The following is a 20406-nucleotide window of genomic DNA, read 5'->3' as shown; positions in this document are numbered from 1 at the left end:
GTTATTGAACCCACGTACAACAGGCTCAACCTGCCGCTGGCTCAAGGGAGATCGCGTCATGGCGGAGACGACGACGGTGACGCCGACCGGGCTGCCGAAGGGATTCCGGGACGCCGAGCAGGGCTGGCCCGGACTCGACCGCATCCCCCATCCCCCACGCCGGATCCCGTTCCTCGGTGACGTGCTCGGCGCGGACCGCCGCACTCCGCTCCAGGACTCGCTGCGCTTCGCCCGTCAACTGGGCCCGATCTTCCGGCGGAAGGCGTTCGGCAAGGAGTTCGTGTTCGTGTGGGGGGCGGACCTCGTCGCCGACATGGCGGACGAGTCACGGTTCGCCAAGCACGTGGGGCTCGGGGTCGCGAACCTGCGGCCCGTCGCCGGGGACGGCCTGTTCACGGCGTACAACCACGAGCCCAACTGGCAGCTGGCGCACGACGTACTGGCCCCCGGCTTCAGCCGCGAGGCGATGGCGGGCTACCACCCGATGATGCTGGCCATGGCCGACCGCCTCACCGACCACTGGGACCGCGAACTCGCGGCCGGACGCCCGGTGGACGTCCCCGGAGACATGACCAAGCTGACCCTGGAGACGATCTCGCGCACCGGCTTCGGCCACGACTTCGGCTCCTTCGAACGCGACCGCCCGCACCCCTTCGTGACCTCGATGGTGGGCACGCTCAGCTACGCGCAGCGCCTCAACTCCGTACCGTCCCCGCTGGCCCCGCTCCTGCTGCGGACCGCGACCCGCCGCAACGAGGCGGACATCGCCCACCTGAACCGCACGGTCGACGAGATGGTGGCGGCCCGCCGGGCCGGCGGAGGCGGTGGCGGCGACCTGCTGGACCGCATGCTCGACACCACCCACCCCGACACCGGCGAACGCCTCTCCCCCGAGAACGTCCGCCGCCAGGTCATCACCTTCCTGGTCGCCGGCCACGAGACGACCTCGGGTTCCCTGTCCTTCGCGCTCCACTACCTCGCCCGCCACCCGGAGATCGCGGCCCGCGCCCGCGCCGAGGTCGACCAGGTGTGGGGCGACACCGAGACCCCCGGCTACGACCAGGTCGCCAAGCTGCGCTACGTCCGCCGGGTCCTCGACGAGTCGCTGCGGCTGTGGCCGACGGCCCCCGCGTACGCACGGGAGGCCATCCGGGACACCGAGCTGGCCGGGACCCACCCGATGCGCCGGGGCGCCTGGGCGCTGATCCTGACCCCGATGCTCCACCGCGCCCCGGAGGTATGGGGCCCGGACGCCGAGGAGTTCGACCCGGACCGCTTCGACGCCAAGGCCGTGCGCTCGCGCGCCCCGCACACCTTCAAACCGTTCGGCACGGGCGCGCGGGCCTGCATCGGCCGCCAGTTCGCCCTGCACGAGGCGACGTTGGTGCTGGGCCTGCTGCTGCGCCGCTACGAACTGCGCCCGGAACCCACGTACCGGCTGCGGGTGACGGAACGCCTGACGCTGATGCCGGAGGGGCTGCGGCTCCACCTCGACCGGCGCACGGCGTCCGCGCCGCCGACCGCACCGGTCACGGTCCCGGACGAGGCCGCCTCAGCGGCCCGCTGCCCAGTGCACCGGGCGGACGACTGACCCCGGCAGCCTGGTCCCCGCACTCCCCCGGGCCGCCTCGACCTGCGGCTGGGTGAGGAAGAACGCGCCGGTCAGATCGGCGTCCGTGAGGTCGGCGTCCCGCAGATCGGCGCCGATCAGATCCGCGCCGCGCAGATCGGCCCCGGTGAGGTCGGCGGCGATGAGGTAGGCGCCGCGCAGATCGGCCCGGCTCAGATCGGCACCCCTGAGCCGGGCGCCCATGAGGTCGGCACCCCGCCGGTTCTTCTTCCTCCCGCGCACCCCGGCCCGCACCAGCTCGCTGGTCCGCAGCAGCAGCACGTTGACCTCCTGCCGGTGCGCGCCCACGTCGAGCGCGCCCAGCTCCTCGGGCGTGCCGCGCGTGAGGTGCTCGGTGCGGTCCAGGGCCCGGCGCAGGCCGGGATGGACCGGCGCGGCGGCGGGCAGGGTGAGCGCCTCGGCCAGGTACCGGAGCAGTTCCTGCAGCTGCCGTACGACGGGAAACACGTCGACCATCCGGCGGAGCAGCTCCGGGTCGCCCGTGCGCCAGTCCTGGCCGCCGAAGGTGAGCTGCGAGACCTTCTGACCGGCGCCGAAGCAGTCGTAGACCGTGCAGCCGCTGAAGCCCGTCCGCCGGAGCTCGGCGTGGATGCCGCACCGGTGATCGTCCCGGAGGTTCGGGCACGGTGTCCCCGCGGGTTTGTCGATCGCGAAGTCCTTCGCGGCGATGAAGGGCAGCGCCACACAGCACAGCCCGAAGCACCGCCCGCAGTCGCCGCGGAGGTCGGTGCGGGCCGCTGTCTGCTCGTCCATGTCGTTCAGCGTGCTCTTCCGTTCGCGTCGAGGCGGGCCAGTCGTGCCGGGTCGGACAGGATGTACATCTCGGTGATGCGGCCGTCGGTGACGGTGACGCCCATGACCGAGAGCACCCGGCCCTCGGGCGCGTTGACGACGCCCACCGAGCCGTTGACCAGGGCCAGTCGGGCGTGGTGGGCGAACGGCGCGAAGAGCAGGGCCTGTTCGGCGACCGTGCGCGCGCCGCGCAGCGCCTTGGAGGCGGCCGCGCCCCGGACCAGGGCGCCGGAGTCCGCGCGCAGGGCCACGTCCGGGTGGAGGAGGGCGACGAGCGCCTCGAAGTCGCCCTCACGGGCGGCGGTGAGGAAGGCCTCGACGATCTCGCGCTGACGGCCGAGGTCGGGGGCGGTCGCGGGGCCGGCGGTCTGGACGCGGCGGCGGGCCCTGCTGGCCAGTTGGCGGGTCGTGGCCGGCGTCCGTTCCACGATCGGGGCGATGTCGTCGAAGGGCACCGCGAACAGGTCGTGCAGGACGAAAGCGAGCCGTTCGGCGGGTTCCAGGGTCTCCAGGACGACGAGCAGGGCGAGGCCCACCGCATCGGCCCGGAGCAGTTCCTCTTCGGGGCCGGGCCGCGTCAGGGGGCCGATCAGCGGATCGGGCACGAACGTGTCGTCGAGGGGGTCCTCGCGGCGCGCCGCACGGGAGCGCAGCAGGTCGAGGCAGACCCGGCCGACGACCGTGGTCAGCCAGCCGCCGAGGTTCGCGATCCCGTCCGCGCCGGTCCGGCTGAGCTTCAGCCACGTCTCCTGGACGGCGTCCTCCGCCTCCGGCACCGACCCGAGCATGCGGTACGCCACCGCGCGCAGCCGGCCGCGGTGCTCCTCGAAGCGGTCCGCCAGCAGATCCTCGTCGTTCACACTGTCCCCGTTCCCCGTCGTGACGTGGCAGACCCGGATGATCAAAACACGTGCGCAGTCCTGATGGCCACGCGTTTGCGGGGCCGCCGGGGCGGGACGACGATGTGACCCATGGACCCGCTCGGCGTCCCGTCCCGCAGCCTGCCGCGCCTCGCGGCCCTGGTCCTCGCCGTCCTCGCCACGGCGGTCCTCACCACCACCGCCACGGCCCGCTCGACCGTGGTCTCACCGGGTTTCTACCGCTCCGCACTGAACGAGCAGAAGGCCTACGACCGCCTCTACGACCAGGTCCTGGTCGATCCGAGGACGGCGGCCGTCACCCGGGAGCTGCTGGCCCGGCTGCCCGTCCCCGAGGCCCAGGTCACCGCCAATCTCAAGCTGGTGCTGCCACCGGAGACGGTCCGCGATCTCACCGAGCGGCAGATCGACGCCGTGGTCGGCTACCTGAGCGGCGAGCGCGACACGCTGGACCTCACGGTCGACCTGCGGCCGGTGCTGGCGAACCTCCACGACCTCGCCCGGATCTACTTCGGCGATCTCGTCGCCTCCGTCCAGGGCCGTCCCGAACCGGACTTCCGGCGCTTCTCGACCGACCTGACCGCCGCCCTGGGTGCCGTCGTCGGCGGGCACGCGCCCGCGGGGCTGCCCTCCCTGCCGTTGACCGGGGCGCAGGCGGACCAGGCGGCCGCGACGCTGGTGAGCGGTCTGCCCGCCGCCGAACGCGATGCCCTGCGCCCCGCCGTGGAGACGGCGCTGCGGGACGGCGACGTCGCCACCGCACTCGCCACCGTCGCCCCCGCCGTCGTGACGGACCGCACGCGGACGGCGGCCGACCGGCTCCGGGCGGCCGTCGACGGCGGCACCTGGAACCTCACCGACGCCCTCGCCGCGTCCGGCAACGACCTGGCCGCCCTCCATCGCGCCCGCGCCGGCACCGCCGTGGGCCTCGGCCTCGCGGAGTCCCTCGCCGCGGCCCTGCTCGTCGTGGCGCTGGTCGTGCTCTGGCGGCTCGGGAGGTCCGTGCCTCCCGGCCGGCGTCTGCTGCCGCTGGGCCGGTCGCTCGCCGGGGGCGGGGTGCTGGCCGGGCTGCTCGCGCTCGCGTTCCGGCTGATCAGCGGCGGCCGGGTGATCGATCCGCCGGATTCCTGGCCGCCGAGCCTGGCCCGGCTGGTCGACGACGTCCAGCGCACCGCCCTGGACCGGCTGACGGCCACCGCCGTCACGACCGCCCTCGTCCCCGTGCTGGCCGGCGCCCTCCTGACCGGCGTCGGCTGGGCCCTCCTGGTCAGGCCGAGGGTCACGCTGCCCCGCCTCCGCGGGCCGGCCCTGGTCGCGGGCGGCGCCGCCGTCGCGGGTGTCCTGCTCGTGCCGTACGCCGTCACGCCCGTCGCGCCCCGCACCTGCGAGGGCAGTGCGGCGCTGTGCGGCCGGTCCTACGACGAGGTCGCCTACCTCACCTCGCACAACGCGATGTCGACGACCGTGGACCGCTTCATCGGCCCGCTCCAGGACCCGGGAATCCCGGCCCAGTTGGACGACGGCGTGCGCGCGCTGCAGATCGACACCTACCGGTGGGAGCGGCCCGACGAGATCACCCAGCGGCTCGCCGAGTCCGACTTCACCCCGGAGCAGCGGCGGTTCGTCGCCACCGCCGTCGACACATTCAACCCGCCGCGCGCGGGCCTGTGGCTGTGCCATTCCGTGTGCCGGGCCGGTGCCGTCGCGCTGGTGCCCGCGCTGCGCGGGATCGGTGACTGGATGCGTGCTCATCCGACCGAGGTGGTGACCCTGATCGTGCAGGACGCGATCAGCGGCGAGGACACCCGGAAGGCCTTCGCGCAGGCCGGGTTGGACGACATGGTGCACACCCCGGACCCCGATCCCGCGAAGCCGTGGCCGACGCTGGGCGAGCTGATCGACAGCGGGCGCCGGCTCGTCGTCTTCGCGGAGCGGGCCGACGGCCCGGCGCCCTGGTACCGGAACTTCTACGACTACGGGATGGAGACGCCGTTCGCGTTCCGCGCTCCGGAGGAGATGAGCTGTGTCCCGCATCGCGGTGGCAGCGACAAACGGCTGTTCCTGCTCAACCACTTCATCACCGTCGACGGCGGCAGCCGTCTGGACGCGGGCAAGGTCAACTCCCGGCAGTACGTGCTCGACCGCGTCCACCGCTGCGAGCGGGAACGCGGCCGGCCGGTGAACTTCGTCGCCGTCGACTACACGACGATCGGTGACGCGGGCGGCGCCGTGGACGCGCTCAACTCCGAGCGCTGAGGCACCTGTTGCCCAAAAGTCTGCTCAATAGCGCTGCGCCTTGGCCAGTTTGGGGGTCAGGACCGACTCCGGCGGCTTGGTGCTGATGGCGACCGGCTGGGCCTTGGCCCCGGGCGCGAGGTTCTCGGCGCCGACGTAGCGGGTCTCCACCACCTTCCCCGAGGAGTCGAGGAAGTCGACCTGGACGGCGTACGAGGCCTTCTTGTCGGTCTTGTTGGTGATGCTGACGACGACGGCGAGCAGGCCGCCGGTCTGGGCGCGCGGCTTGCCGGTCAGGGCGACGTCCGACACCGCGTTGCCCTGGCCCTTGACGTCCTTCAGTTCGTTCTGCGCGTCCTTGCCCGCGCGGGCCACCTCGGAGGACACCGAGGCCTCGAAGGAGGACGCGGCGGCCGACGCGGAGGACGCGGCGGCGGAGACCCGGGCCTGGGCCGAGGCCACCGCCGAGGACGCGGCCGACTTCAGGGCCGACGGTGTCATGCCCGAGAAGGAGGCCGTGTCCGGAGCCGAGGCCGAGGCCTGCGAGCTGCTGCTGTTGTTGTCGTCGCTGCAGGACACCAGCGCGACCGTGCTCGCCGCGACGACGGCGAGGACCAGGGCGGCCGGGCGGGCCCGGCGAAGTGACTTGGTATTCATCGAAATGAACCCTATGCCGGAATTTTCGGCGCGGCATGTCCTCGACGGCCACTCGGTGGAGCCCGCGCCCCACCGCGAACCCCCTGCCCTACGCCTCGTCGCGCGTGAGGGCGATCAGCCGGTCCAGGACCCGCGGTCCACCCGCCCGTACGCCGTCGTGCTCGAACTCGTCGGTGACCCAGGTGCGCAGTCCGCGGATCGCGCGGGCGGTCTCCAGGGAGTGGGTCGCGTCGACGTACATGTCGTCGTGGTAGACGGCCGCGGCGACCGGGACCTCGTTGGCGGCGAGGCGTGCCGGGTCGTAGAGCGGCTGCCAGTCGGTGCGGGCGGCGAGGAGTTCGGCGGTGTCGCGGAGCGGGCGCAGCGCCGGGTCGCAGTCGAACATCCAGGGGTGGATCGACTCGCCGGTGAAGAGGAGGGGGCCGTCGCCCGCGAGGGTCTTGGCCGCGTCGAACTGCGGGAACTCGGCGCGGACGCGCTCCGCCGACCAGTCGGTGGGGCGGCTGTCCTGGCCGTAGACCGCCTCGTGGACGAGGGCGTAGAGGGGGTGACCGGCATAGGACAGGGAGTTCTGGACCTCTTCCTGGAACGCGTCGGAGAGTTCGTGGCCGCCCGGGGTGCGGACGAAGGCGTTCTCCAGGAGGAAGTGGAGGCGGTGGCTGCCGTCGCCGCCGCCGAGCATGATGCCGAGGGACTGGAACGCCTCGACGGTGAGCCGGTAGCCGTTGGGCAGGACCGGCTCGTGCCGCATCAGGTGCTCGGCGATGCGCCGGGCGCGTTCCACGTCCTGCGGGTAGCGGTCGTAGTGGGCGGCGACCTTGCGCTCGATGCGCGGGTAGGCGGCCCGGTAGACGTCGTCGGCGTGCGCGTCGAGGGACGGCAGGCCGCCGGTGAGGATCGCGGCGCTCAGGCCTTCGGGGGCGGTGGAGAGGTAGTTCACCGTGCAGAAGCCGCCGAAGCTCTGCCCGAGGACGGTCCAGGGGGCGCCGCCGGTGAGGGCCGGGCGGATCGTCTCGCAGTCCCGGACGATCGAGTCGGCGCGGAAGTGCGTGAGGCGCTCGGCCTGCTCGGCGGGGCCGCCGTACAGCGGGAGCGTCTGGCGGGTGAGCGGGGTGGAGTGGCCGGTGCCGCGCTGGTCGAGGAGGAGGACGCGGTAGTCCTCCAGGGCACGGCCGAGCCAGGCCTGCCGGCCGACGAAACGATTCGCCCCGAAACCGGGTCCGCCCTGGAGGTAGACCAGCCACGGCAGGTCCTCGCGGTGGGCCTTCTCGCCGGCGACGACCTCACGGGCGTAGAGCTCGATGGTCTCGCCCGTGGGGTCCTCGTGGTCGAGGGGCACGGTGAAGTGGCGGTCGGTGAGGACGACGCCGGGCTGGCGGTAGCTGACGGACAACGGGGCTCCTGGGACGGACGGTGTGCGGGCCGCGACACAGTTCAGCACATGTGCGTCCGATATCCGACCCCCGGATCATGAAATCCTACTGACCGGTGAATCAGCGGGCAGCGAGACTCGAGCGGCGCACGACCAGTTCCGGCTGGAGCACGACCCGTCGGTGCTGGTGCGGGCGGGCCGCCGTGTCGGCCTCCGCCTCGGTCTCCTCCAGCAGCAGTTCGGCGGCCAACGCGCCCATGGTGACGGCCGGTTGGCGCACCGAGGTGAGCGGTACGGCCGCCGCCGCGGCGAACTCGATGTCGTCGTATCCGACGATCGCGAGGTCGTCCGGGACACCGACGCCGGCCGCGTACATGGCCTGAAGCACACCCAGCGCGAGGAGGTCGTTGGCGCAGAAGACGGCCGTCGGCCGGTCGGCGAGACCGAGCAGCCGGGCTCCGGCGTCGCGTCCCGCGGCCACGTCGAGCCGGTCGGTGGGCAGCTCGCGCAGCGCGTCGGGGTCGAGACCGGCCTCGGCGAGCGCGTTCTTCGCGCCGGTACGGCGGTCCCGCACCTGGTTGAAGCCGGGCGGCCCGCTGACGTACGCGATGGAGCGGTGTCCCGCGTCGACGAGGTGCCGCACCGCGAGCGCGCCGCCCGCGACGTCGTCGACGGAGACCGAGCACTCGGTGGTGCCCTCGGCGACCCGGTCGACGAGCACGAAGGGGATGCCGTGCCTGCGGAACGAGTCGATGTTGCGCCCGGTCGCGTCGGCCGGGGTCAACAGCACGCCCCGCACCCGCTGTTCGGCGAAGAGCGCGAGGTAGTCGGCCTCCTCGACGGGGCTCTGCGCGCTGTTGCAGACCATCACCCCGAGCCCGGACTCCCGTGCGGCGCGCTCGGCACCGCGGGCCACGTCCACGAAGAACGGGTTGCCCATGTCGAGGACGAGCAGCCCCATGATCCGGCTGCGCCCGGCGCGCAGCTGGCGCGCGGACTCGCTGCGGACGTAGCCGAGGCGGTCGATCGCGGACAGCACCCGGGCCCGGGTCTCCGTGGCGACGGTGTCCGGGCGGTTGATGACGTTCGAGACCGTGCCGACGGAGACTCCGGCGGCGCGGGCGACGTCCTTGATACCCACCGGCTGGGCCATCAGACGGAGACCTCCAGGGTGACGTGGGACGGCGGGAAGGTCTTCACATTACCGCCATGACCTGTACCGACTCCTCCGGCCGTGCCCCTCACGCGGGCAGGCCGAAGTCGACGACATGGAGTGCCGAGGGGGTCGTGCCGCTCGACTTCTCCTGGTACATGAAGGACAGCACGTTGTCGGCCCTCACCCGCAGCTCGTCGACGACGACCTCGCCGAAGGCGTTCAGACCGGTGCCGTCGTACAGCAGCGCCCAGTCGGTGTACCCGGAGGCCTTCGACGCGCCGGCGACGCGGCCGTGGGGCAGCACGGCGTAGGCGTTGTCGTACCGGTCCAGGATCAGCCTGGTGCGCTGGCTGGAGTCGAGCGGGACCGGGATCTCGGTCTTCTGCCAGCCGCCCGAGGCGTTCTTGCGGACGTGGAAGGCGCGGCCGTTCGCGGTGCGGTCGGCGACGTAGTCGGTGGTGCACTGGCCGAAGCGCCCCGGCACATAGCTGATGATCGCGTGCGGGAGCCCGGCGGAGTCGGTGGACTGGCTCTCCTGGTTCATCAGGGAGTGGTCCGGGTCGAGCGGGTCGACGACCAGACCCGCGTCCGTGACGGACACGGTGTTCGAACTGCCCGTCGTCCCTACGACGGTTCCGGCGTCGTTGCGCCAACTGCGGCCCCGGTCGGTCGAGTAGACGTAGCCGGTGTCGTGGTTGGTGATGCCGCCGCTGCTGCACATCACGGCGGCGGACTGCTCGCGCCAGGTGAAGAAGGAGTGCAGGCGGCCGTTCACGTCGTAGTCGATGCCGTGGAGGTACATGTTGCGGGCGGTGCTGGAGCCGTGCGCGCTCGTGTAGGTGCCGGTCGAGCCGCTCCACTCCCCCAGCGCCGTCCAGGCCGAACCGTCGTACTCGGCAAGGGCGTTGCGGCCGTTGCCGGAGATGCCGACGCGGTAGCTGAGCTGGAGCCTGCCCTCGGGGGTGGCGATGAACTGGGGGTAGGTGAACTGCGAGGTGAGGGCGACGCCGTCGAGCGAGGTCTGTACGGCTCCGAGGACGGCCGGACTCCAGGCGGTGGAGGCCGGGGTGTCGAGGAGGCCGGCGACCGACTTGACGTAGAAGAAGCCGTCGCTGTGGGAGTCCAGGTTGAGGTGGAGCCGGCCGTCGACCCTGGAGACTCCCATGGAGATGACGTTGTGGGAGTCGTCGCTCTTGAGGGTGTGGGAGAGCGTGATCGTGGACCACGCGGTCGCGTTCAGGGCCCGGCGGGCGACGACGGCATGCCTGTCGGCGGTGTACCAGGCCGCGTACTGGTAGCCCTTGTAGGTCAACAGGCCGTTCTTCTGGAACGAGTTGTTGTTGACCAGGCCGTCGTACGAGACGAAGTAGACGGCCTGGGCGTCGAGTCGGGTGGTGCTCTTCTTGGTGACGGAGGGGCCGGGGTCGGCCGCCCGTGCGATGCCCGGCGTTGCCACGGCCGCAAGTATGGCGGTGGTCAGCACGGTGCGTCTTCTCATGACGGCTCCTGTGGGGGGATCACGCGAGGTGGAAGACTTCGGTGAGGGGCTTCATCGCCTCGTCGGGACGGGCGCCGTCCAGGGACTCGAAGAACGGCGCCATCTCCGCCTGCCAGCGGGAGTTGATGTCGGTGGCTTCCATGCCGGCCCGGGCGGCGGCGAAGTCCTCGGTCTCCACGTAGCCGACCAGCAGGCCGTCTTCACGCAGGAAGAGCGAGTAGTTGTGCCAGCCGGTGGCCGAGAGCGCGTCGAGCATCTCGGGCCACACGGCGGCGTGCCGCTCGCGGTACTCGTCGAGGCGGTCCGCCCTGACCTTCAGCAGGAAGCACACGCGCTGCATCAACACCCCTTGGGGGAAAGCGACTTCGGGGACCGAATGGGAACTCGAAGGGGACTAGAAGTTGAACTGGTCGATGTTCTTGGCGTCGAACACGGTCGGCTTGCCGAGGTTGATCACGCCGTCCTTGCCGATCGTGTACGTGGTGGAGCCGGCCTTGAAGGTCTCGCCCTCCTTGCCGGTGATCTGCCCCGAGGCGAGCGCGACGGCGGTACGGGCGGCGAGGTCGCCGAGCTGCGCCGGGTCCCACAGCTCGAAGCCGTCGACGGTGCCGTTCTTGACGTACTTGCGCATGTCGTTGGGGGTACCGAGACCGGTCAGCTTGACCTTGCCCTTGTACTTGGAGCCGGACAGGTACTGGGCGGCGGCCTTGATGCCGACGGTGGTCGGGGAGATGATCCCCTTCAGGTTCGGGTGCTCCTGGAGCAGGCCCTGGGTCTGCTGGAAGGACTGCTGGGCGTCGTCGTTGCCGTAGGCGACCTTGACCAGCTTGATGTTCTTGTACTTCGGGTCCTTCAGCTCCTCCTTCATGAAGCCGATCCAGGTGTTCTGGTTCGTCGCGGTCTGCGCGGCCGACAGGATCGCGATCTCGCCCTTGTAGCCGATCTGCTGGGCGAGCAGCTGCACCTCGGTACGGCCGAGGTCCTCGGCGCTGGCCTGCGACACGAAGGCGTTGCGGCACTCCGGGTTGGTGTCGGAGTCGTAGGTGACGACCTTGATCTTGTTGCTCATGGCCTGCTTGAGCGCGGTGCACAGCGCGCCCGGGTCCTGCGCGGACACGGCGATCGCGTTGACCTGCTGCTGGGTGAGCGTGTTGACGTAGGAGACCTGGCCGGCGGTGTCGGTGGCGCTGGTCGTACCGACCTCCTTGTACTTCTCGCCGAGTTCGGTCAGGGCCTTCTCGCCGCCCTTGTCGGAGGTCGTGAAGTACGGGTTGTTGACGGCCTTCGGCAGGAAGGCGACGGTGAGCCCCTTCTTGAGCGCGGCACCGGGGTCCGCCTTGCCACCGGAGACGGCCGCCCCGGTGTTCTCGTCCTTCACATCCTTCTTGGTGGTACCACCACAGGCGGTGGCGACGAGGGTGAGGGAGGTGACGGCGACGACCGCCGCACAGGCACGACGAAGAGACGACTTGCGCATGGCATGGATTCCTTCGATACGAGGGCGAGCAGGAGTGCCCCTTCAGGGGCGCGGGGAACGGCGCGACCGGCCACAGACCGGCCGCGGACGCCAGACGACCTATCCAGTGGAACGGGCCGCGGCCCTGGCGACGGTCACTTGCTTGGCCACCCGGGGGCCGAGCACCGAAACGACGAGCAGCACACCGGTGACGACGATCTGCGACTGCGCGGAGACATTCAGGAGACTCATCACGTTCTGCAGCGCCCCGAGCAGAAAGACACCCGCGACGGCCCCGCCCAACGTTCCCTTCCCGCCGTCGAAATCGATCCCACCGAGCAACACGGCGGCGACGACGGACAGTTCGAGCCCCGTGGCGTTGTCGTAGCGCGCACTGGCGTAGTGCAGCGCCCAGAACACTCCGGTCAGCGAGGCCATCAGCCCCGTCGCCGTGAACAGGATGAGCTTCTGCCGCCGTACCCGGATGCCGGCGAACCGCGCGGCCTCCACGTTGGCTCCGATCGCGAACAGCGACCGCCCGAACGGCGTGGCGTGCAGCAGGACGACGGCGATGGCGAGCAGCACGAGGAAGGGCAGGAAGGCCCGCGGCAGGAACGTGCCCCCGAGCCGCCCGGACGCGAAGTCCAGGTACTGGGAGGGGAAATCGGTCACGGCATCGGACCCGAGGACGATCTGCGCGATCCCGCGGTACGCGGCGAGCGTGCCGATCGTGACGGCCAGCGAGGGCAGCCCCAGCCGGGTGACGAGCAGCCCGTTGACCAGCCCGCACACCACGCCCAGCAGCAGGCAGATCGGGATGATCGTCTCGATGGTCATGCCGTCGTTCCACAGCTTGCCCATCACCGCGCCCGACAGGCCCGCCGTGGACGCGACCGACAGGTCGATCTCCCCGGAGACGACGAGCAGCGTCATCGGCAGGGCGATCAGCGCGATGGGAAGCGTGTTGCCGATCAGGAACGACAGGTTCAGCGCGTTGCCGAAGCCGTCCACAAAGGAGAAGGAGAACAGCAGCAGGACGATCAGCAGCGCGCCGACGACCGTGTCCCAGCGGATCGCGCGGCTCGCAAAGGACGCTGGCTCAGGCATGGCGGGCGTTCCTCTTCTTCAGTGCGGTGGCCACGCGCAGGGCGACGATCCGGTCGACGGCGATGGCCAGGATGAGCAGGATGCCGTTGATGGCCAGCACCCAGACGGAGCTGACGCCGAGGGCGGGCAGCACACTGTTGATCGAGGTCAGCAGCAGGGCGCCGAGGGCCGCGCCGTAGACGCTGCCGGAGCCGCCGGTGAAGACCACTCCGCCGACGACCACCGCGCTGACGACGGTGAGTTCGTAGCCGGTGCCGGTGCCGGAGTCGACGTTGCCGAAGCGGGCGAGGTACATCGCGCCGGCGAGTCCGGCGAGCCCGCCGCAGAAGGTGTAGGCGGCGAGGATCCGCTTGCGGACGGGGATGCCGGCGAGCCGGGCGGCCTCGGGGTTGGAGCCGAGCGCGTACAACTCCCGCCCGCTGCCGAAGTGTTTGAGGTAGTAGGCGGTCGCGAGCAGCACGGCGAGCGCGATCAGCGCCAGCCAGGGCACGGCCGACAGGCCGCCGGAGCCGAAGTCCACGAATCCGCCCGGGAGATCGGCGGCGGTGATCTGCCGTGAGCCGACCCAGATGGAGTCGACGCCCCGGATGATGTAGAGCGTGCCGAGGGTGACGACCAGCGCGGGCACCTGGCCGAGACTGACCAACAGCCCGTTGACCAGGCCGAGTCCGACGCCGAGCAGCACCGCGAGGACGATCGCGACGACGGCGTTGCCGCCGCCCTGGAGATAGGTGCCGGTGGCGAAGGCGGTGATGCCGAGCGTGGAGCCGACGGACAGGTCGACGTTGCGGGTGATGACGACCAGCGACTGGCCGGTGGCCACCAGCACGAGGATGGTCGCGTTGAGGAGCAGGTCCTTGATGCCCTGCTCGGACAGGAACTCGCTGTTGCCCGCCTGGGTGATGCCGATCATCACCAGGAAGACGACCAGGATGGCGAGTTCGCGCATCTTGAACACTCGGTCGACGAGCCGCGTGCTGCTCGACTCGGGCATCTCGGCGGCGGGCGCGGACTTGGGCGCGGTGACCGTCACAGGGCGGCCCTCCCGGCGGCTGCGGTCGTCATGAAGGCCCGGTTCATGCGGCGGCCCTCCCGGTGGCTGCGGCCATCACGGTTTCCTCGGTGGCTTCGGAGCGGGGGATCTCGGCGGTGAGGCGGCCCTCGTGCATCACGAGCACGCGGTCGGCCATGCCGAGGATCTCGGGCAGATCGGAGGAGATCATCAGGACGGCGACCCCGTCGGCGGCCAACTCGCTGAGCAGCCGGTGCACTTCGGCCTTGGTGCCGACGTCGATGCCGCGGGTGGGCTCGTCGACGATCAGCACCTTGGGGCCGGTGGCCAGCCACTTGGCGAGGACGACCTTCTGCTGGTTGCCGCCGGAGAGGGTGTTGACGGTGTCGGCGATCCGCGCGTACTTGACGTGCAGCTTCACCGCCCAGTCGAGGGAACGGCTGCGCTCGGCACCCCGGTCGACGAGCCCCGCCCTGACGGTCGTCCGCAGGCCGGTCAGGCCGATGTTGCGCTCGATGGACATGTCCATCACCAGGCCCTGCGCCCGCCGGTCCTCGGGGACCAGGGCGAGGCCCGCGGCCATCGCGGTCGAGGGAGCGCCGTTCGTCAGCGGCCTGCCGTCGACCTCGACCCCGCCGGCGTCCCACCGGTCGATGCCGAAGACGGCCCGCGCGACCTCGGTGCGGCCGGCGCCGACGAGCCCGGCGAGTCCGACGATCTCGCCGCGCCGTACGTCGAAGGAGACGTCGGTGAAGACGCCCTCGCGGGTCAACCGCTTGACGCTCAGGGCGACTTCACCGGGTTCGACGTCCTGCTTGGGGTAGAGCTCGTCGAGATCGCGGCCGACCATGCGCCGGACGAGATCGTCCTCGGTCATGCCGTCGATCGGCTCGCTGGAGATCAGGGCGCCGTCGCGCAGGGTGGTGACCCGCCCGCAGATCTGGAAGATCTCCTCCAGGCGGTGGGAGATGAACAGGATGGCGGCGCCCTGTTCGCGCAGGGTGCGGACGACGCCGAAGAGGCGGGCGACCTCGCTGCCGGTGAGGGCCGCGGTCGGCTCGTCCATGATCAGGACTCGGGCGTCGAAGGAGAGCGCCTTGGCGATCTCCACGATCTGCTGGTCGGCGATGGACAGGCCGCGTGCCGGGCGGTCGGGGTCGAGTTCGACACCGAGCCGCTTCATCAGCTCGGCGGTCACCGCGTAGGTGGCCTTGTGGTCGATACGGCCCAGGGCGCGGCGGGGCTGGCGGCCCATGAAGATGTTCTCGGCGATCGACAGGTCCGGGAAGAGCGTGGGCTCCTGGTAGATCACGGCGATACCCGCGTCGCGGGCGTCGCCGGGTCCGTGGAAGAGCACGGGCGCGCCGTCGAGCAGCACCTGGCCGGCGTCGGGCCGGTGCACACCGGCGAGGGTCTTGATGAGGGTGGACTTGCCCGCGCCGTTCTCGCCGGCGAGGGCGTGCACCTCACCGGGGAACAGTTCGAGGGACACGTCCCGCAGGGCGCGCACCGCGCCGAAGGACTTGGAGATGCCCTTGAGCGCGAGCACCGGGGCCGGACCCGCGTCTGACGGGTGGGTCATGAGGGGCTCCTCGACGACACCGGCGGGTGGGCCGTCACGGCGTCGTGAAAGGTTTCAACTTGGTTGCCGGGACGTTAGGCGCGCCAGCCTTGTCACGTCAATGGGTCCGCGTCGAAAAACTTTCGATAGCCAAAGGTCACATTGGAGTCACGGGACACAGGCTTCGCCGTAGGGCTTGACACCCCTACGGGAGGCTCATAACTTCGCTCTCTGAATCGTTTCATACACACATCGTTCCGTCGCACGTCACAGGAGCCCTCAAGTGACCGATCTCGCCGCGGTGAAGGCCGCTCTCAGGACCCAGGCAGTCGAGACGCCGTCATGGGCGTACGGGAACTCCGGGACCCGGTTCAAGGTCTTCGCCCAGGAGGGCGTACCGCGCACCCCGCAGGAGAAGCTGGAGGACGCGGCGAAGGTCCACGAGTTCACCGGTGTGGCTCCCTCGGTCGCCCTGCACATCCCGTGGGACCGGGTCGAGGACTTCGCGGCGCTGGGCAAGTTCGCGGAGGACCACGGGCTGAGGCTCGGCACGATCAACACCAACACGTTCCAGGACGACGACTACCGGCTCGGCAGCGTGTGCCATCCCGACGCCGCGGTGCGGCGCAAGGCGCTCGACCATCTGCTGGAGTGCGTCGACATCATGGACGCGACGGGTTCCACCGACCTGAAGCTGTGGTTCGCGGACGGGACGAACTATCCCGGACAGGATGATCTCTCCGGGCGCCAGGACCGGCTGGCCGAGGCGCTCGCGGCGGTGTACGAGCGGCTCGGGGACGGGCAGCGGATGCTGCTGGAGTACAAGTTCTTCGAGCCGGCGTTCTACGCGACGGACGTGCCCGACTGGGGGACGGCCTACGCGCACTGCCTGAAGCTCGGGCCCAAGGCCCAGGTCGTCGTCGACACCGGTCACCACGCGCCGGGCACCAATATCGAGTTCATCGTCGCGACGCTGCTCCGGGAGGGGAAGCTCGGGGCGTTCGACTTCAACTCGCGGTTCTACGCCGACGACGACCTGATGGTCGGGGCGGCCGACCCCTTCCAGCTGTTCCGGATCATGTACGAGGTGATCCGGGGCGGAGGACTGACCGCCGACGTGGCCTTCATGCTCGACCAGTGCCACAACATCGAGGCGAAGATTCCGGCGATCATCCGGTCGGTGATGAACGTGCAGGAGGCGACGGCGAAGGCGTTGCTCGTCGACCCGGTCGCGCTGGCCGCGGCGCAGCGGGCCGGGGACGTGCTGGAGGCGAACGCCGTGCTGATGGACGCGTACAACACGGATGTGCGGCCGCTGCTGCGGGAACTGCGCGAGGAGCAGGGGCTGGCCGGCGACCCGATGGCCGCGTATCGCGCCGACGGCTGGCAGGAGCGGATCGTCGCCGAGCGGGTCGGAGGGCAGCAGGCGGGGTGGGGGGCGTAAGCGTCTGCCACGTTCTGTTCGTCGCGGGGTCCGGGCCCGTCGTGCCCGGTCGCGCAGTTCTCCGCGCCCCCGCAAGCAACACGCTCGCCCTCTCTCGAAAAGGACTGGAAGTTCATGGGACCGCACCCCGACGCTGACGCTCTCCTCTCTCGTTCCAATCGGCTTGGCTCCGATCCCCGCAACACCAACTACGCCGGCGGGAACACGTCCGCGAAGGGCACCGACACCGATCCCGTCACCGGCGGTGATGTCGAGCTGATGTGGGTGAAGGGGTCCGGGGGCGACCTCGGGACGCTCACCGAGGGCGGGCTCGCCGTGCTGCGGCTCGACCGGATGCGGGCGCTCGTCGACGTGTACCCGGGGAGGGAGCGCGAGGACGAGATGGTCGCCGCGTTCGACTACTGCCTGCACGGCAAGGGAGGCGCGGCGCCGTCCATCGACACCGCCATGCACGGGCTGGTGGACGCCGCTCATGTCGATCATCTCCACCCGGACTCCGGGATCGCGCTCGCCTGTGCGGCCGACGGGGAGAAGCTGACCGCCGAGTGTTTCGGGGACAGCGTGGTGTGGGTGCCCTGGCGGCGGCCCGGGTTCCAGCTGGGGCTGGACATCGCCGCCGTCAAGGCCGCCCATCCACAGGCCGTCGGCTGTGTGCTCGGGGGGCACGGGATCACCGCGTGGGGTGACACCTCCGACGAGTGCGAGCGGAACTCGCTCTACATCATCCGCACCGCCGAGGCGTTCCTCGCAGAGCACGGCGAGCCGGAGCCCTTCGGGCCCGTCGTCGAGGGGTACGGTGCGCTGCCCGAGGCCGAGCGGCGGGAGCGGGCAGCCGCACTCGCGCCGTACGTCCGCGCCGTCGCGTCCCAGGACCGGCCGCAGGTGGGGCACTTCACCGATTCCGACGTCGTGCTCGACTTCCTCGCGCGGGCCGAGCATCCCCGGCTCGCCGCGCTCGGCACCTCCTGCCCCGACCACTTCCTGCGGACCAAGGTCAGGCCGCTCGTCCTCGATCTGCCGCCGACCGCCCCGCTCGACGAGGCCGTCGCACGGCTGAAGGAACTCCACTCCGCCTACCGCGACGAGTACGCCGCCTACTACCGGCGGTACGCGCTGCCCGACTCCCCCGCGATGCGCGGGGCCGACCCGGCGATCGTGCTGATCCCGGGCGTGGGGATGTTCTCCTTCGGCAAGGACAAGCAGACGGCGCGCGTGGCCGGCGAGTTCTACGTCAACGCCGTCAACGTGATGCGCGGCGCCGAGGCCGTGTCCACCTACGCGCCCATCGAGGAGTCGGAGAAGTTCCGTATCGAGTACTGGGCGCTGGAGGAGGCCAAGCTCCAGCGGATGCCGAAGCCCAAGCCGCTGGCCACCCGGATCGCGCTCGTCACCGGTGCGGGCAGCGGCATCGGGAAGGCCATCGCCCGGCGCCTGGTCGACGAAGGGGCCTGCGTCGTCGTCGCGGATCTCGACTCCGAGAGCGCGCGGGCCGTTTCGGAGGAACTGGGCGGGCCCGACAGGGCCGTCGCCGTCGCCGTGGACGTGACCGACGAAGCGCAGATCGCCGCCGCCTTCAAGGCCGCCCTGCTCGCCTTCGGCGGGGTCGATCTCGTCGTCAACAACGCCGGGATCTCCATCTCCAAGCCCCTGCTGGAGACGTCGGCCAGGGACTGGGACCTCCAGCACGACATCATGGCCCGTGGTTCCTTCCTGGTCTCGCGTGAGGCGGCCCGCGCGATGATCGCGCAGGGGCTCGGCGGCGACATCGTCTACATCGCGTCCAAGAACGCCGTGTTCGCCGGTCCCAACAACATCGCGTACTCCGCGACGAAGGCCGACCAGGCCCATCAAGTCCGGCTGCTCGCGGCCGAGTTGGGGGAGCACGGGATCCGGGTCAACGGGATCAACCCGGACGGTGTCGTGCGCGGTTCGGGCATCTTCGCGGGCGGCTGGGGTGCGCAGCGGGCGGCGACCTACGGGATCGAGGAGGAGAAGCTCGGCGAGTTCTACGCCCAGCGGACCATCCTCAAGCGTGAGGTGCTGCCGGAGCATGTCGCGAACGCCGTCTTCGCCCTCACCGGCGGGGACCTGACGCACACCACCGGGCTGCACGTCCCCGTCGACGCCGGTGTCGCGGCCGCCTTCCTTCGGTGAGCGCCGACATGAGGAGGTACGCCGCGGTCGACCTCGGCGCGTCCAGTGGACGCGTCATGGTCGGCCGGGTCGGCCCCGACTCCCTGGAGCTGACGGAGGCGCACCGCTTCCCCAACCGGCCCGTCCGCACCCCGGAGGGACTGCGCTGGGACGTCCTCGCGCTGTACGCGGGCGTCCTGGACGGGCTCCGGGCGGCGGGACCCGCTCTCGACTCCGTCGGCATCGACAGCTGGGCCGTGGACTACGGCCTGCTGGACGCGGACGGCGCCCTGCTGGGCAATCCCGTGCACTATCGGGACGCCCGCACGGAAGGGATCGCCGAGAAGGTGTGGGCGACGGTGCCGGCGGATGAGCTGTACGCCTCGACCGGGCTGCAGTACGCGCCGTTCAACACCCTCTACCAGCTCACGGCGGCCCGGGACTCGGCCCAACTCGCGCACGCGGAGCGCTTGTTGCTCATCCCGGACCTGCTGTCCTACTGGCTCACCGGCGAGCAGGGCACCGAGCTGACCAACGCCTCCACCACGCAACTCGTCGATCCCCGGACGCGCGGGTGGTCGTACGGCATCGCCTCGCGGCTCGGCATCGACCTCGGGCTGTTCGCGCCCTTGCGGCAACCGGGCGATCCCGCGGGGGTCCTGTTGGCCGAGGTGCTGGAGGAGACGGGGCTTCGGGGGCCGGTGCCGGTGACGGCGGTCGGGTCGCACGACACAGCGTCGGCGGTCGCCGCCGTTCCGGCGGTCGAGGAGCGGTTCGCCTACATCTGCACGGGCACCTGGTCCCTGGCCGGTCTCGAACTGGACGCGCCCGTGCTCACCGAGGCGAGCCGGGCCGCGAACTTCACCAACGAGCTGGGGCTCGACGGCACGGTCCGCTATCTGCGCAACATCATGGGGCTGTGGCTGCTCCAGGAGTGCGTACGGGCCTGGGGCGAGCCGGAGTTGGGCGAGCTGCTGCGCGGGGCGGCCCGGGTGCCGGCGTTGCGGTCGGTGGTGGACGCGGGGGACCCGGCGTTCCTGGCGCCGGGTCGGATGCCCGAGCGGATCGCCGACGCGTGCCGCGCCTCCGGTCAGCCGGTGCCGGAGTCCCGGGCCGAGACCACGCGCTGCATCCTCGACTCGCTCGCGCTCGCCCATCGGCGGGCGGTCGGCGAGGCCCAGGAACTCGCCGGGCATCCGGTCGACGTCGTGCACATCGTCGGCGGCGGCACGCGCAACGCGCTGCTGTGCCAACTGACCGCCGATGCCTGCGGGTTGCCGGTGGTCGCGGGCCCCACGGAGGCCGCCGCGCTGGGCAACGTGCTCGTACAGGCACGGGCCCATGGGCTGGTCGGCGACCTGGCCGGAATGCGGCGGCTGCTGGCCCGTACCCAGCCGTCGACCCGCTACGAACCGCAGGGCGACACCGCGCGCTGGCAGGCCGCGGAGGCCCGGCTCGCCGCGCGGTGAACCGGG

General features: G+C 71.1%; 16 protein-coding genes. 5 read left to right on the top strand and 11 right to left on the bottom strand.

The genetic code is table 11. From position 1 onward, the window contains the following. Positions 1-58 precede the first annotated feature (58 nt). Positions 59-1591: a cytochrome P450 gene (locus tag ACIPTO_RS32935; protein ID WP_401198236.1), complete on the top strand. Its 1533-nt coding sequence runs from the start codon at positions 59-61 to the stop codon at positions 1589-1591. Here ACIPTO_RS32935 and ACIPTO_RS32930 read toward each other — a convergent pair. Together ACIPTO_RS32930 and ACIPTO_RS32925 are read right to left on the bottom strand one after the other, a co-directional pair. Continuing rightward, complete coding sequence (locus tag ACIPTO_RS32930; RefSeq protein WP_401198234.1) at positions 1553-2383, bottom strand: pentapeptide repeat-containing protein; 831 nt, start codon at positions 2381-2383, stop codon at positions 1553-1555. The two genes, ACIPTO_RS32935 and ACIPTO_RS32930, sit on opposite strands and share 39 nt — an antisense overlap. A gap of 5 nt (positions 2384-2388) precedes the next feature. After that, positions 2389-3282, bottom strand: coding sequence for a sigma-70 family RNA polymerase sigma factor (locus ACIPTO_RS32925; RefSeq protein WP_401198232.1), 894 nt, complete (start codon positions 3280-3282; stop codon positions 2389-2391). Between the two features lie 111 nt (positions 3283-3393). Here ACIPTO_RS32925 and ACIPTO_RS32920 point away from each other — a divergent pair, with 111 nt between their 5' ends. Further along, positions 3394-5556, top strand: coding sequence for a hypothetical protein (locus ACIPTO_RS32920; protein ID WP_401198230.1), 2163 nt, complete (start codon positions 3394-3396; stop codon positions 5554-5556). Positions 5557-5580: 24 nt separating this feature from the next. Here the strand turns inward: ACIPTO_RS32920 and ACIPTO_RS32915 are convergent, their stop codons facing one another. From ACIPTO_RS32915 to ACIPTO_RS32875, 9 genes are all read right to left on the bottom strand, one after another. Continuing rightward, on the bottom strand, positions 5581-6192 hold the full coding sequence (locus ACIPTO_RS32915) for an FxLYD domain-containing protein (protein WP_401198228.1): 612 nt from the start codon (positions 6190-6192) through the stop codon (positions 5581-5583). Positions 6193-6280: 88 nt separating this feature from the next. After that, entirely contained in the window at positions 6281-7585 is a 1305-nt protein-coding gene (locus ACIPTO_RS32910) for an alpha/beta fold hydrolase (RefSeq protein WP_366324165.1), read from the bottom strand. A gap of 100 nt (positions 7586-7685) precedes the next feature. Next, positions 7686-8717, bottom strand: coding sequence for a LacI family DNA-binding transcriptional regulator (locus ACIPTO_RS32905; protein WP_366324163.1), 1032 nt, complete (start codon positions 8715-8717; stop codon positions 7686-7688). 88 nt (positions 8718-8805) lie between these two features. After that, positions 8806-10218 (bottom strand): BNR repeat-containing protein, encoded by a 1413-nt coding sequence (locus ACIPTO_RS32900; RefSeq protein ID WP_401198226.1) that lies wholly within the window; start codon positions 10216-10218, stop codon positions 8806-8808. 19 nt (positions 10219-10237) lie between these two features. Then, positions 10238-10558, bottom strand: coding sequence for an L-rhamnose mutarotase (locus ACIPTO_RS32895; RefSeq protein WP_401198224.1), 321 nt, complete (start codon positions 10556-10558; stop codon positions 10238-10240). A gap of 54 nt (positions 10559-10612) precedes the next feature. Further along, on the bottom strand, positions 10613-11695 hold the full coding sequence (rhaS, locus tag ACIPTO_RS32890; RefSeq protein WP_401198222.1) for a rhamnose ABC transporter substrate-binding protein: 1083 nt from the start codon (positions 11693-11695) through the stop codon (positions 10613-10615). Between the two features lie 99 nt (positions 11696-11794). Beyond that, positions 11795-12781: an ABC transporter permease gene (locus ACIPTO_RS32885; RefSeq protein WP_401198220.1), complete on the bottom strand. Its 987-nt coding sequence runs from the start codon at positions 12779-12781 to the stop codon at positions 11795-11797. Continuing rightward, on the bottom strand, positions 12774-13814 hold the full coding sequence (locus tag ACIPTO_RS32880) for an ABC transporter permease (RefSeq protein WP_366324153.1): 1041 nt from the start codon (positions 13812-13814) through the stop codon (positions 12774-12776). Before ACIPTO_RS32880 ends, ACIPTO_RS32885 begins: the two co-directional genes overlap by 8 nt. A gap of 43 nt (positions 13815-13857) precedes the next feature. Continuing rightward, complete coding sequence (locus ACIPTO_RS32875; protein WP_366324151.1) at positions 13858-15375, bottom strand: sugar ABC transporter ATP-binding protein; 1518 nt, start codon at positions 15373-15375, stop codon at positions 13858-13860. Between the two features lie 262 nt (positions 15376-15637). Between ACIPTO_RS32875 and rhaI the strand changes: the two genes are divergently transcribed. The 3 genes from rhaI (at position 15638) to ACIPTO_RS32860 (ending at position 20400) form a co-directional block, all read left to right on the top strand. After that, entirely contained in the window at positions 15638-16798 is a 1161-nt protein-coding gene (gene rhaI / locus ACIPTO_RS32870) for an L-rhamnose isomerase (RefSeq protein ID WP_401198217.1), read from the top strand. 114 nt (positions 16799-16912) lie between these two features. After that, on the top strand, positions 16913-18952 hold the full coding sequence (locus tag ACIPTO_RS32865; protein WP_401198215.1) for a bifunctional aldolase/short-chain dehydrogenase: 2040 nt from the start codon (positions 16913-16915) through the stop codon (positions 18950-18952). Between the two features lie 8 nt (positions 18953-18960). Next, positions 18961-20400, top strand: coding sequence for a rhamnulokinase family protein (locus ACIPTO_RS32860; protein WP_401198212.1), 1440 nt, complete (start codon positions 18961-18963; stop codon positions 20398-20400). Positions 20401-20406: the final 6 nt, after the last annotated feature.

This window comes from Streptomyces sp. NPDC090083, assembly GCF_044747445.1.
GTDB lineage: Bacteria > Actinomycetota > Actinomycetes > Streptomycetales > Streptomycetaceae > Streptomyces.
The sequence above is the reverse complement of the archived record's forward strand: the minus strand, read 5'-3'. Positions and strand labels throughout refer to the sequence as shown.

Excerpts from the sequence above, each read along its gene's own strand:
- ACIPTO_RS32935 (WP_401198236.1), top strand. The coding sequence starts at position 59 with ATGGCGGAGACGACGACGGTGACGCCGACCGGGCTGCCGAAGGGATTC.
- ACIPTO_RS32930 (WP_401198234.1), bottom strand. The coding sequence starts at position 2,383 with ATGGACGAGCAGACAGCGGCCCGCACCGACCTCCGCGGCGACTGCGGG.
- ACIPTO_RS32920 (WP_401198230.1), top strand. The coding sequence starts at position 3,394 with ATGGACCCGCTCGGCGTCCCGTCCCGCAGCCTGCCGCGCCTCGCGGCC.
- ACIPTO_RS32915 (WP_401198228.1), bottom strand. The coding sequence starts at position 6,192 with ATGAATACCAAGTCACTTCGCCGGGCCCGCCCGGCCGCCCTGGTCCTC.
- ACIPTO_RS32905 (WP_366324163.1), bottom strand. The coding sequence starts at position 8,717 with ATGGCCCAGCCGGTGGGTATCAAGGACGTCGCCCGCGCCGCCGGAGTC.
- ACIPTO_RS32900 (WP_401198226.1), bottom strand. The coding sequence starts at position 10,218 with ATGAGAAGACGCACCGTGCTGACCACCGCCATACTTGCGGCCGTGGCA.
- ACIPTO_RS32895 (WP_401198224.1), bottom strand. The coding sequence starts at position 10,558 with ATGCAGCGCGTGTGCTTCCTGCTGAAGGTCAGGGCGGACCGCCTCGAC.
- rhaS (WP_401198222.1), bottom strand. The coding sequence starts at position 11,695 with ATGCGCAAGTCGTCTCTTCGTCGTGCCTGTGCGGCGGTCGTCGCCGTC.
- ACIPTO_RS32885 (WP_401198220.1), bottom strand. The coding sequence starts at position 12,781 with ATGCCTGAGCCAGCGTCCTTTGCGAGCCGCGCGATCCGCTGGGACACG.
- ACIPTO_RS32875 (WP_366324151.1), bottom strand. The coding sequence starts at position 15,375 with ATGACCCACCCGTCAGACGCGGGTCCGGCCCCGGTGCTCGCGCTCAAG.
- ACIPTO_RS32865 (WP_401198215.1), top strand. The coding sequence starts at position 16,913 with ATGGGACCGCACCCCGACGCTGACGCTCTCCTCTCTCGTTCCAATCGG.
- ACIPTO_RS32860 (WP_401198212.1), top strand. The coding sequence starts at position 18,961 with ATGAGGAGGTACGCCGCGGTCGACCTCGGCGCGTCCAGTGGACGCGTC.